Origin of the sequence: Novosphingobium sp. AAP83, assembly GCF_001295795.1 — a bacterium.
Classification (GTDB): domain Bacteria; phylum Pseudomonadota; class Alphaproteobacteria; order Sphingomonadales; family Sphingomonadaceae; genus Novosphingobium.
The window spans coordinates 1-12,909 of sequence record NZ_LJHY01000047.1; the positions used below are offsets into that span (position 1 = coordinate 1).

8 protein-coding genes and 2 pseudogenes are annotated in these 12,909 nt (G+C 57.2%); 1 reads left to right on the forward strand and 9 read right to left on the reverse strand.

The annotated features are described in order from the left end of the window. A partial coding sequence (locus tag IP81_RS16490; protein ID WP_304437637.1) for a carboxyl transferase domain-containing protein occupies positions 1-710 on the reverse strand: 710 nt, incomplete at its 3' end. 96 nt (positions 711-806) lie between these two features. Between IP81_RS16490 and IP81_RS16495 the strand changes: the two genes are divergently transcribed. After that, entirely contained in the window at positions 807-1,667 is an 861-nt protein-coding gene (locus IP81_RS16495) for a LysR family transcriptional regulator (protein ID WP_054109108.1), read from the forward strand. Between the two features lie 2,180 nt (positions 1,668-3,847). On the opposite strand, the gene IP81_RS16505 is transcribed toward IP81_RS16495, so the two are convergent. The 8 genes and pseudogenes from IP81_RS16505 to IP81_RS16535 form a co-directional block, all read right to left on the reverse strand. Next, on the reverse strand, positions 3,848-4,138 hold the full coding sequence (locus tag IP81_RS16505) for an SUMF1/EgtB/PvdO family nonheme iron enzyme (protein ID WP_054109110.1): 291 nt from the start codon (positions 4,136-4,138) through the stop codon (positions 3,848-3,850). 4 nt (positions 4,139-4,142) lie between these two features. Then, complete coding sequence (locus IP81_RS16510; RefSeq protein ID WP_054109111.1) at positions 4,143-6,464, reverse strand: arylsulfatase; 2,322 nt, start codon at positions 6,462-6,464, stop codon at positions 4,143-4,145. Further along, the gene (locus IP81_RS16515) at positions 6,461-7,129 is read right to left on the reverse strand and encodes a TetR/AcrR family transcriptional regulator (RefSeq protein WP_054109112.1); all 669 of its coding nucleotides are present in this window, start codon (positions 7,127-7,129) and stop codon (positions 6,461-6,463) included. The genes IP81_RS16510 and IP81_RS16515 overlap by 4 nt, the downstream gene beginning before the upstream one ends. 219 nt (positions 7,130-7,348) lie before the next feature. After that, the gene (locus IP81_RS21390) at positions 7,349-7,957 is read right to left on the reverse strand and encodes a glycosylhydrolase-like jelly roll fold domain-containing protein (protein ID WP_231627034.1); all 609 of its coding nucleotides are present in this window, start codon (positions 7,955-7,957) and stop codon (positions 7,349-7,351) included. Between the two features lie 60 nt (positions 7,958-8,017). Next, positions 8,018-10,723, reverse strand: a pseudogene (locus IP81_RS16520) (glycosyl hydrolase); the annotation flags it as partial. A 29-nt stretch (positions 10,724-10,752) separates the two neighbouring features. Continuing rightward, positions 10,753-11,646 carry a PKD domain-containing protein gene (locus tag IP81_RS16525; protein WP_054109113.1) on the reverse strand — a complete coding sequence of 298 codons (894 nt, stop codon included), beginning with the start codon at positions 11,644-11,646 and terminating at the stop codon, positions 10,753-10,755. 271 nt (positions 11,647-11,917) lie between these two features. Further along, entirely contained in the window at positions 11,918-12,220 is a 303-nt protein-coding gene (locus IP81_RS21040; protein ID WP_197274680.1) for a transposase, read from the reverse strand. A gap of 87 nt (positions 12,221-12,307) precedes the next feature. Further along, positions 12,308-12,909, reverse strand: a pseudogene (locus tag IP81_RS16535) (IS5 family transposase); the annotation flags it as partial.

Sequence of the window (12,909 nt, forward strand, 5' to 3'; positions counted from 1 at the left end):
CCGCCGCCCAGCGCCTCGGCGGTAATCTCTTCGCCGGTTGCAGCCTTCACCAGCGGCGGGCCTGCCAGAAAGATCGTGCCCTGTTCGCGCACGATCACCGATTCATCCGACATGGCAGGCACATAAGCGCCGCCTGCGGTGCAACTGCCCATCACGCTGGCAATCTGCGGAATGCCCAGCGCGCTCATGTTCGCCTGATTATAGAAGAACCGCCCGAAGTGATCGCGATCCGGGAACACTTCGGCCTGATTGGGCAAGTTGGCCCCGCCGCTATCGACCAGATAGACGCAAGGCAGGCGGTTCTCCTGCGCAATTTCCTGCGCGCGCAAATGCTTCTTCACCGTCATCGGGAAGTAGGTGCCGCCTTTGACCGTCGCGTCATTGGCAAAGATCATGCACTGGCGGCCCGATACGCGGCCCACCCCGGTGATGATCCCCGCGCCCGGCACTTCATCGCCATAAAGGCCATTGGCGGCGAGTTGGCCGACCTCAAGGAACGGCGAGCCCGGATCGAGCAAGCGCTCTACCCGATCACGCGGCAGCAATTTCCCACGCGCAACATGGCGGTCGCGGCTGCGCTCGTCGCCGCCCAAGGCCGCTTTGGCCACGCGGGCGCGCAAGTCTGCGGCCAAAGCGCGATTGTGCGCGGCGCGGGCCATCGCCTCGGGGCTACTGGTATCCAAAGCACTTGCTAGGACAGGGGCGCTCATCGCTGCATCCTCTCGTTGTTCTTGGGCACAAGGGGTATCATCAGTGATTCTGCCCTCAAAATTGATTTATTGCAGGTATGAGTATAGAATTTCCCTATGATAAAACGGACTCACCTCCGCCAATTCCTCGCGCTTGTTGAGACGGGCAACTTCACCCGCGCGGCTGAGCGTCTTGGCGTGGCGCAGCCCACCTTGTCCGCCGCCATTGCCGAGCTTGAGCGTATGGCCGGAACGCTGCTGTTCCAGCGCGAAAGGCGGCAAGTGCGCCTCACCGAAGCGGGCGCAAAGCTCGTCGCCCATGCCCGCGCGATCGAGCGCGAATTCCGCGCTGCCGAAGCCGCATTCAATGACGCACCAGCGCCGCTTAGCCCTTTGCGCCTCGGCGTGATCCCGTCTATCGCCACCACCAGCTTGGCATTGATCGCCCGGGCGTTAAGCCAGATACAGCCGATGACCCTGTCCGAAGGCACCGATGCCGAACTGCGCCGCAAGCTGGGGGAGGGGCAGATCGATGCGATCATCACCCTGCTGCGCCTCGAAGATGCCAACCGCCCGTCAGTTACGCTATTGGAGGAGGGCTATCGCCTGCTCCTGCCCGAAGGCCACGCCTTGGCCAACGCCGCCTCCATCAATGCACGCGATGTCGCATCCGAAACCATGATCGCGCGTCGCAGTTGTGAAATTCTGTCCGAGACGAGCCGCTGGTTCACCCAGCGCGGCGTGCGCCCGCCGTTCTTCCTGCGCTTGGCCAACGATGACCGCTGCCTTGCAATGGTGCGCGCCGGGATGGGTGTGACCACCGCGCCGCAATCACTGGTGGGCACAGGCATCGTCGCCGTACCGCTGGCCGATTATGATTTCCGCCGGACACTGGGCCTGCTGACCGCGCGCGACCGCCCCGATTTGCTCGTCTCAGACCATCCGCTGATAATAGCCTGTCGTGCCGGATTTTCATAAGAGGCGATGGCGCCGTGTGTCATGATCTCTCTCGGAAAGGCGTCGGATTGCATCGCGCTATGCTCCCAGCGGACTTCATGTTACAAACAGAGATGAAGCGTTTCGCGGACTGCTTTCCTCACGCTGACAATTCGGATGACGGCGTTTGTCCTAGGGTCATTTTCAATTCGGCCGCCAATTAACTTTGCCGCTGGGGCTGAACTGCTAGAACGGAGCAATGCTCCATGCGCTTTATTCCCCCTTCAGAACCGCGGTTCAATGAATTGACCTACAAGTGCCTTATCGTACATCATGTCTAGAGGCAGGCTAGTTGACCATACCTAATGCCGGGTTTTGACTTCACCCAATCGCCGCACTGAAGGTTGTGTGATCAGGCGACATGCATGTCGGCTCAGATGATCTGCCAGACTTTCTGCACCCCGCTTTTCGGCAGCGTATCTCAGTTGGGGTAATTCGAGTTATTGGTCAGGACGCAGATGCGGTTACCGTTCCAGGGTTGGTCCGTTCACCGCGCTGTCCAAACCTTCCCAAGCCTGCGTGGGCCGGCAATTGAAAGGCAGCCTGCCAGAGCGGCGGATTTTGACTTCTCGATCGGTAAGAACTGTATGATCGGATTTTCCTCCCAGTTTGGCGCCCCCAAGGCCGTGGGCCTGTGACTGACGGCTGCTGGCAGTCCGTAGGTCTGGCAGTGGAACTTCCGGTTCAAAGCGAGGACGGCATGGTCGCCATGATCAATGCGGATGTGCAGGCAGCCCGCCTTGCCTAGCTGGACCACACGCAACATCACCCGGCTGCTCGACGCCGTGATCGTCAATCCAACTGCGTGGAACGATCCGTGAACGAATCTCTGCGGGCTTTTTAACCGGCCTATTGAAGTGCCGATTTCCCCTTTTTGTTCGCGGGAGAGAATGGCAGAAATCCGCGAATTTCTGAAGATTTGAGTCCCTAATAAGGCATCGAGCCAATACGTTATTTGAATGTTGCGGGCCTTTGTGTTGGCCTTCGCGGTAAACCACGTAGACTATGTTTCTGTTATACAACGACGAACATACTTCGATGTGGGTCCTTTGTGATCACCGTTTTCGGCTCCACATACTCCCGGTCTCTCTGTATTCGCTCGGCGGCGGACCGCGAATGATGCGCCGCCCCTGCATAGCTTGAGCATCAATTGCCGCCATGGCCGCTGCTCGGCCAAGCCCATCAATGTCCTCAGCGATGTACAGCGTGGCAATTTGTGACAGCACTCTGACCAGGGCAAGGCGCTCGTTGCCAAGCGCTGCCCAGCACGTCGCCTTCGAACTGCCTTGCCCATGCGACTTCGTAACATCTATGAGAGTGGCTGTGTCAATTACGCGGCGTCCGCAATCTCAGGCATCCATGCGGCAAGGTCTGCTCAGCGAATGAAACTTAACTTGAGTGGGCTGCGCTTCTTGATGCTGCCAGTAAGCTAAGCGCAAAGATTGACAGAATTTTTCATTTTCTTTGTGCTCCAAATTTGGGGGCACCAGAGGGGGCATCTGGTCGGTTTTGTTAATAATATATCACTTAATATCAATAATTTGATCTATCGGCTCTACGGACTCCCGCTCCGCCACATACCCTTGATTTAATTTAAAAATTAAAAGGGTTTTGGGAAATGCCCTTAAAAATACTCTTAAAGAGGTCGTGGCTTAGGACGGCTGGCCCTGAACGCTAGCGGTCACCTAATCCCGAGACTGGACCACACCTCACGTTACGGTTTCCGCATTCTTTGCAGCGAAAGCGTTGTTCGAGTTGCGGCATTGAACGCGACGAGCCACGCTGATGGCAGAGCTTTATCGGCGTCTCAGGATCATGGATGGTAGAATGCCCACTATTGGTACATTGAACCTGCAAGCGGTAACCGTGCCGCCGGTAAGCTGCAATGTCGTCTAGCCGTTTGCTTCCCATGCCCCTTGTAAACGGAAGGGGAACGATTTGGAAAGGCTAGGGCCATTCTGTTCCACAGGTTGCTCATAATTTCCTTTGTTTGAAAGTGCCTCGCTCGGCCTGCCAAGCGACGCACAGAACAATGCGGGCGGTCAGTTAACAGCCGTAGCGGGTTGCGGTGTTGCTGAAGCGGTCTCCGATAGCGCATCCTTCCATTCATGCATGGATAATGCACCATCAATCCCCGGGACCAAACATCTAAAAGAGCAACTTTACCGCTGGCCGGTTTTGTCACCGCCGTTCAGAGGTCTTGAGAGCGGCTCGAACACCAGCGAACCTGGAATCGCCAATTCCGGCAGCATGCCCGGATACTGGCGAGGGTCGGGAGTAAGCTCGGCGTCCGTGATATGTCCGGTTCGGCCGAGGAAGAGGGCAAATTCAGCATTGGTGACAGGCGTTTCATCGAGCCAGAAAGGGCCAACCGAAACTTGCCGCACCGGGGCCTTTTCAGGATAGAGCACGTCCGGTCCTATGGAGAAGACCCCGCCGACCAAAGGGATCATGCCCTCAGTCAAAATCGACCGTTACATGGGATACATCACCTTCGATGGCCCCGTGCGGAGTGGCGTAATCGATCACAGGAACCCCGATGTCGCGCCCGACATCGAGCGTTTCGCCGCCGCCGGCAGGCATCAGGATTGCGCTGGGCAATTTTGCCCTCGCAAGCTCTTCACTGCCGGACGAGATCACGACTTCAGCACCCTTCCCAAGGCCCAGTGAGGCGAAGCGCAGCTTCACGTTGCTCGTCCCCTGCGGCAGCGCCATTTTGGCGCGCACCTGAGTGATCTCGGCCGGATCAGTCGAGATGGCGAATGTGAAGGCCGGGCGCCCCTTGTCGAGGTAAAAGCTCCAGCCGCCGAACCGGCTTCCTAGTGCTATGATCGCACCCGAACTATCGGTCTTGTCCAGCACCAGATCGGCATTCAGCGTGAACGAACGTCCGATCAGCATTGGTTCGGACATCGCCGGCAGGCTGACATCCTTGCCCCAGAAATCGAAGTGCTTCCGGCCCGAACCGCGCATCATCGCCGGAGTGACACGTCCTGCAGCAAAGCGGTGCTCAAGCGGGAACACGTTGTTTGCCCTTGCAACCTGCTGCCACAACGCTTTCATTTCCTGCAACTTTGCAGGGTGCCGCGCCGCAAGATCGGTGCTTTGCGAAAAGTCTTTTGACAGATCGTAGAGCGTCCAATCAAACTTGGGCCGACTGCCTCCGGGACCAATATCATCCCACGGAGGGCGTCCATCCTCACCGCCAAGAAACCAGCCATCGTGATAGAGACCCACCTTGCCACCGATCTCGAAATACTGGGTACGCGGCTTGCCAACATTGCAAACAGTCATGCTGGGCAGCAGACTTTCGCCGTCCATCGGCTTTTGCACGGTGCCAAGAACGGCCTTGGGTGCGGGAAGTTGTGCCGCATCCAGAACGGTTGGGGCAATGTCAATCAGGTGGCTAAACTGACCACAGACAGCGCCGGGCTTAGCCACGTGGCCATGCCACGACAGGATCATGCCATTGCGCACTCCGCCCAGCATGGAGGCATATTGCTTTACCCAGCGCAGCGGCGTGTTCATCGCCCAAGCCCAGCCGACCGGATAGCTCTCGTAGGTCATCGGACCGCCCAGCCGCCCGGTGTTGGCCTGGATCCACGCCTCGCTCTCCTGAGGCTTGCGCATACCCCGAAGCTCGTTGATCGTTCCGGGTGGGCCAGCCTCACCGCTGGCACCGTTATCACCATTGATCACCGCGACGAGCGTATTGTCGAGTTGGCCCATGCGGCGAAGTTCGTTAAGCACCTTGCCCAGTTGCTCGTCCTGAAAGGCAAGTTGAGCGGCGGCGACTTCCATCGTGCCAATGGCAAAGGCCTTCTGTGCGGGATTGAGTGAATCCCACGCCGGAATTTCGGCAGGGCGCGGTGTCAGGCGGGTGCCCTTGGGAATGATGCCCTGAGCCAATTGACGCTTCCAGGTCTCTTCACGCAGCTTGTCCCAGCCTCGGTCGAACTTACCCTTGAACCGAGCGATGTATTCTGGGGGAGCCTGATGGGGTGCATGGGTTGACCCGGGGGCGAGATAGATCAGAAATGGTTTGTCCGGTGCCGCCGCCTTCTGGTTATGGACCCAACGGATAGCATCTTCGGCGAGTCGCTGATCCAGCAGCTTTCCCGCCCCTTCATTGGGATCGACCCGTGAGGTGCCGCGATAGACAGCGGGCGAAAACTGATCAGTATCGCCGCTCGGAAAACCGAAAAAGTATTCAAAGCCCAAGCCCGTCGGCCAGGCATCAAACGGCCCGGCGTCGCTGCGTTCATTGCCCGGCACGTTGTGATGCTTGCCGAACATCGCTGTGTTGTAGCCGTTTAGCCGAAGCACCTGCGCGATGGTGGCCGTTTCCGGGAGGATCTTTCCGCCATATCCGGGATAAGGTGCTGGCAGGTCTGAGAGGTACCCAACCCCGGCATTGTGATGGTTGCGCCCGGTCAGCAATGCCGCGCGACTGGGTGAGCAGATGCCGGTGGTGTGGAAGCGGTTGTAGCGCTGCCCCTGCGCGGCGAGTTGCTCCATGTTGGGCGTCGGCACCGGACCGCCGAAAGCGCTAGACATTGAGAAGCCGACGTCGTCAGACATGAACAACAGAACATTGGGTGTGCCTTGCGGTGCGCGCAATGGTGGCTGAGGTGAAGGCGTTGAATCGAGAACGTTCTCTGCCATGGTTCCGGCGAATGGCGCCGGAACCATCGGCAGGACGCTGCGGTCTTGGGCAAAAGCTTGAACTGCCGGAAACAAGGACAAGGCAGCGCAAACAAGGTTAAGGCGAAACTTCATCGTGAGGTTCCTTGAGATGCAGGTATCGCGCCGTAAGCGGCTACTGCCATTGCGATGGCGTTGTCGAATTGCTGCCTAGCCGCTTCGAAAGACAAGTTCTGGTCTTGATCGATGATCTGCAATGCCGCGCCTAACATAGCGAAGATCAGGCGCACCCGGTAATTCGCGGTGTCAGTGACCTCACGGGGTAACAGCGCTGCCATGCGGGCGGTCAGTCGGTCTGTTTCCGGAAAGTCATTGGCCACCAACGCCCGTGCTTTTAAGAGGCCTGAGCGCTCCAGCCCGATCAGGAACCTTGCATAGCTGTGCCGCCCGGAAGCATCGGTTTGTTCGAACAACGGCAGCGCGAATGCTTGCACTAAGACGGTAAGGTTTTCGCCGTTGCCTGCTTGATCCGCTTTGACCAGAAGTTCACCCCTGCGGCGATCGATGTCTGGAAGGCGATGACGAAAGACCGCATCGATAAGGCCGAGCTTGCCACCAAAATGGTAGGCGACCACGTTGGTATTGAACGCGCCTATGGCAGCGCCGATCTGGCGAGTGGAGACAGCATCGGCACCGTTCTCGGCAAACAGGCGCTCAGCAGCCTCTATCAACGCCGCCCGCGTGGCTTCACGGCGTGGATCATCCCGTTTTCGCTTTGTTTTAACGGCAGCCGTTTCCATCCGTCTTAAATAAGGCGAATGATTTAAATGTGTCAACTAACGCAAGGCAAGATTTTTAAAAGGCACGACTGCACACAACTGGATGACTGGTATGCTGCAGGTCTAATCGTGACGTTTTGATCGATGCACCTCTCATCCGCAGCCCCCTTACCATGGAGATCTGTTGATTGAGATTTTCAATCAACGCGCAACCGTCATGCTAGGTGTCATTGTCAAGTATCACTTACGCAGAGTCTGTGTTTCGGTCTGAAGCTTTACCGGCCCAATCAAGCCGGACGGCAGCAGTTTGGCATCGGCGCGGTAAGTTGGCATTGATGTGAATGTAATCTTCTTTGTGCCAGGTTGGGCATCGCCGATAAGCCTGTTTACCCACAGATTGGCAACCTTGATTGACAGGACGTTTCGCCCTTTGCGCAGATAGGGGCCAACATCAACGCGGAATGGCGCGTGCCATGCGCTACCTGCAGTCTGGCCGTTAACGGAGACATCAGCCAACTCCCGCACGTCGCCAAGATCAAGCCACAGCGGCTGACCTTTTCTGCATCGACGCGGTGGCGTAAAGCCTTTGGTGTATGTGGCGATGCCTGAAAAGTGTTTGATCCCGCTATCGGCGCTTTCATTCAGTGGTTGTAGCTGCTGCATTATTGCAGATGAAGGCGCACCACGCTCCGGTGGAAAGCTGACTGTCCACGCACCATCCAGTTGCTTGATTGTCTCAAACGAACGGGCCGGGACTTTCATGGCCTGAAGTGTTGCGTCTTTGCGGAAAACAACGTGGACCGATTGATCCTTAGCTAAGACCAGTGGCACGATCGTTTCATCATCCATGATCCGGTAACTGACCGGTTCAGCGGTGCCGGTGTCTGCGTGCCACAATTCAGGAACTTTACCTGTTACCCTGAAATGTGCTTCAACTGCTTCTGGCCTGTTCGCGCGATTGACGACGAAATAGCTATGGCCGTCGGGCAGTTGGCGGTGGACGAAGGGCAGCTTGCTGTCGTTTTGTCCGCCCGCAAAATGGAAATCAGGCGTTACGGCGATTTGGGCAAGCGCTGCATCGATATTCTGGCTGGGGATAACTTGTCCCTTGCCAACCTGGGTAACAGGGCCGCCAGCCTACAATCGCTGAATCAGATTGCGATATTCATCAGGAGCGTCGGCAAGTGAAGGGGTGGCGTTTGGCGCAAGCCCAACGATGGTTGCACCCTGATCGGCAAGTTCTGCGATCCGCTGCAACATCTTAAGCGTCATCCGCTGCGATGATCCGCCGAGATAGAGCGCGCGATAGCGCGCACCGCCTGGTGTCACCAGATCGCTGCCATCGTTCGAGACGACGTTCATCAGCGCATCGGCATTGATGAAATCAAAGGCGTTGTTTGTTGGCGCGTCGGCAACCAGCTTGTCACCGTAAAGGCTGGTGAGGGGGGCTTCTTCGCCATAGAAATAGGCAACATCGGCCGCGTTGCACCCCTGCTGCAACATAAACGCGTTGCGCGCCATGTAATCGACCCAAGGCTTGGCCATTTCAGCCCAGCTTTCATGTCGATTGAAGTATTGGCCGAAGAAGAAAAACGACAACCCTGGAAACTTCGAATCAAGAGGCTGATGCACTGACGTGTGAATGATCGGAAGATTGATTCCATAAGCAAACTCCAGATCAATGATCGGGCGCAAGTTTGCGGGTGAATATACGTAAGGTTGCATCGCCGCCGTCAGAGACTCGGCCCCGGCAATGTTCTGGCCATAAATATGGGCAACCGATGAGGCGCCCTTCATGTCTGCCAGATACGTCGTGCGCGGGCCTTCCTGCGGCCCATACGCCCACAACGCGGCCATTGGCACATCGGCGTAACGGCGCATGGCCATATCATCGCCAAGCGAGGGGCGGTGGTCCTCCAGCGCCTCGCCATAGACCTTCAATCCGTTGGCGTGGGCAACACTGGCGATTGTCCCATAATGTTCCGTCGCCAACAGATCGGCCAGCGTTCGGCGATAATCGTAAAGGAACTGGTCGCTCTGCGTGCGAGAACCGATGACAACGCCCGCCAAAGCAGGGAGCCATGGTTTGGCGTCATAGCCACGCAAACGCTCGAACTGCTCAAACATGCGCGGCGTCCAATTAGCCGCTCCGACTTCAATGCTGTCGGTCAGAATGCCGCGTAAGCCGCGCTTGCCGAAAAGACTGGGCAAAGCCGTATCGCGGTACATGCCAAGGTAATGGTCCAGATAGCGCCGCACCGCAGCACCATCAAATTTATCCACTTCAAGCCCCGTCGCTTCTTTTGGCGCGGGGTGATTGGTGGTCCCCAGCAGAGACGACCCCAATCGCAGAATTTGCCATTTGCCCGCAGGCGGTAGCCAATCCAGCTTGCCATTGGGCTGAAGCTGCCCGGTGAGGTTGATGACCTTTGCTGGATCGATCCCCTTTTCCTCAGGCGTCAGGTTGCCAAGCGCGTAGTAATCCGCTGCGATTGCAAAGCCTGCCTTGAATTCAAAATGATCGACTTTTGGCAGACTGCTCAAACGCAGATCATTGATCCGAAACGGCTTGGCGCTGGCTGTTGCTGCAGCCTTGGCAGGGCCACTTGCCGTGGCCGAACCACGTGCAATTGTTCCCGGGGCGCCTGTCCAGCGAGGAGGTTCCGGCGGGGTTGGCAACAGTATGACGCGGAACTGCGTTGCTGTTACAGGTGCAAAGCTGATCGTGGTTGGAACGGGCGAGAGCGTGAAGTCTGCAATTTTGCGCCATGTCTGGCCGTCGGTGCTCGCCTCCAATTGCGGAGCGATGGCGGCGTTACCGAAGATCGACTTAGCGCCGGGGATGAACAGAGTGGCCGATTGGAGGCTTTGCGGCTTGGCATAATCGAAGACGACAGTAACCGGTGCGCCAGCAGCGCCAACCGGTAAAGAGATGCCCGTCTCTAGGTCGCCATCTAGCAAGCTTGCAACGTCAATCGTTGCGCCGAGGGCGTTTTTGACAGTTGCCAGCATCATCGCGCTTTCCGCGATCGGGTAAGCCACTAATGCGATGTCCCGATAGAATGGCGTATCGACCGCAACTTTACCAATAGAATCGCGATTGATAGCGGTCTGAAACGGTCCGATGACAACTGGCGGCGGGGGTAACACGCCCGAAAAGTGCTTGCCGCCATCCACTACTGTCGTACTCCAGACAATCTTCTTCAGGCCGTCTTCAGGCTTTACCCAAGGCCCGCCCGTTTCCGAAAATCCGGGCGACGAAGCGACAGACAATTCAAGACCCAACCGGTCAGCTTCGCTCACGGCGAATTTAAACGCGCTTTTCCATTCGGGCTACATGTAAATCAGGCGCTTATCGACGATCTGCGGCGTGGAAAGATCTGCGTCGAAGTTTTGAACGCTGCCAATCCCGATCCGCTTCATCCACGCCAGATCCTTGGCGATCCCTTCTTCGCTGATGTTGCCATTCATCCAGTGCCACCACACGCGCGGGCGTGCGGATAGTGGCGGATCGCGAAATCCTTCGGCAACTGGGTCGGCCTGGGCGAGGGCAGGGCTGGCAAGTGCAATCGCCACGGCGGCGACACCATAGCGCAGCATATTTCGGCGGCTCATCTCAGTGTCTCCAACCCCGTATTGCAATCTTATCGGACGACAACCCTTACGCGGGCCAGATTGGGAATGCGGGCGTAAGGGGTTTTGGGATCACCCTGCCGCTGCGAAAACGCCTTGATCGTGACGAAGTAGGTGCCCGGCTTTTCAAAAGTGTGGCTCTGTTGCAGCTTTGCTCGACCTGTCGGCGTGGTGATCGAGGCTGACACCGGGAACGAACCATTGCCATCGAAATCCCATTGCGCCGCAACAACCTTGCCTGCTCTTTTCGGAACCTCAATAACGGCAGCGAAGTCCACTTTTTGCCCAGCTTTCACTTCAGCACGCTGGCTGCCATTTGCGCTGAGCATCACGACGGGTTGAACGCCTCCGCGTTTCGCGGCAGAGGCGGCAACGGTCACTTGGCCATTGCTTATGGAATAGCTTGTGGTGGAGGGTGGTGCGATGCCCTTTTCTACCCAAGCGCTGACATCGCGCAACGCTTGTTGCAGCACTGCATTGTAATCGATCACCCGCGTTAGCGCATTTACATCTTCGCCACTGCCGTGAAGCGCGTTTTCGGTAAACCATATGCGGTAGCGATTAGTGCCATCCTTACCCAGATTTTCATCGAAGCGTTGGCGATGCCAATCGGCCTGCCAAGGGAACGCCTCGCGGTCGAGCAGCGATTCTACCACAATCACTTTGCCATTGAACTTGCCACTGGGGACCGTGCCTGCCGCACCCATCGCGAACATCGGGCCAAGGTTGATCTTGCGTTGCGGATAGATCGCTTTGCCCTGGCTATCGCGGAACTGGTCCCAAACTTTATAACTGGCATCGGGCACCTGATGGCGATGGTAGGTTTGTGCCGCCAGAAAATTGCTGTTGTCTAGGCGGACCTGATCGCCCGGCTCAACCAGCGAAAGCGTTTTGAGATCGCCCACCCCAAGTGTGGCAATGCTGCCGCTAAACGCGCTTTTGTGGTTGCCGCCTGTGATGCAAGAGGTTTCTGACCGTGTGGCATAGTGATCGAGTGCGTTCTTCTGTAAGGCCTTTGCATGCGGCCTTCAGAAGCCGCTAGCCGGTATGGTGATCCGCGGTTCAGATCCAAATCTCATTGGCGAGCTGTAACGCTCTGAGTCCTGAACTGGTTTTTCTGATCCAGATCTGTTCGATCGTTTTGCCCATTCGGGTCATCGCCTTCTTACACTCCCGTTATCCGGCCTCAGGTAGAATTTGCGGCATAATGTCTATGCAACTCCTACCTGTGCCGAAACTCGATAATCCTCCTTCTTCATCAGCATTGCCCAGATTGTACGGGCCATCTTGTTGGCCAGGGCGATCGCCACCAGCACAGGCCTCCATCACAACTAGCGCCGGTGGCTGCTCGGCCATGAACTTTGGGAAGCTTTGGCGAGACAGCTTCTTGCGAAACCTTGGTTCCCCCGTCATCGATGCGCCGTGCACCTGAAAAACAGCCTTTGCCAGATCTACGCCGATCATCGTATCTTTCTGCATGGTTACCGTCCTTTCCGCTAAGTGGCCTTCAACACCACTTTTTTGGCACATTGCGATACCGTTCGGGAGGGCGGCAACCACCCCATCTCATTGATTGAGCCAGAAGATGACAGTTGCGGCGATGCAGATGGCGCACATGAAGGTATGGGCGCAGCGGTCGTAGCGGGTGTGGATGCGCCGCCAGTCCTTGAGTTTGCCGAACATGTTCTCGATTTTGTGCCGACGGCGATAGAGGACTTTGTCGTGAGGGATTTGGACCTTGCGATTGGCCTTTGACGGGATGCAGGCTGCGATCTTGCGCTCGGCCAGGGCATTGCGAAACCAGTCTGCGTCATAGCCTTTATCGCCGAGCAGGGTTTGTGCCTTTGGGAAAGCGCCGATCATGAGCGCAGCGCCCTTGAAATCGCTCATCTGGCCTTCGCTGAGTAGCATGATCAGCGGCCGGCCATGTCCGTCACAAACAGCGTGCAGTTTGGAGTTCAGCCCGCCTTTTGTGCGCCTGATACGACGGGGAGCGAAGCGGGGTCAGCCGATGATCTGGGGGATCATTGGCCCGCTGAGCCCCTTTTTGAGCAGACTGGCTGCTGTTCGGTGCTCTTTCAGGTGAGTGGCGTCGATCATTAACTGGTCCTACTTTCCGGCTTTGGCCGCCAAAGCTGCAAAGATTTTGTCAAACACGCCCAGACGGC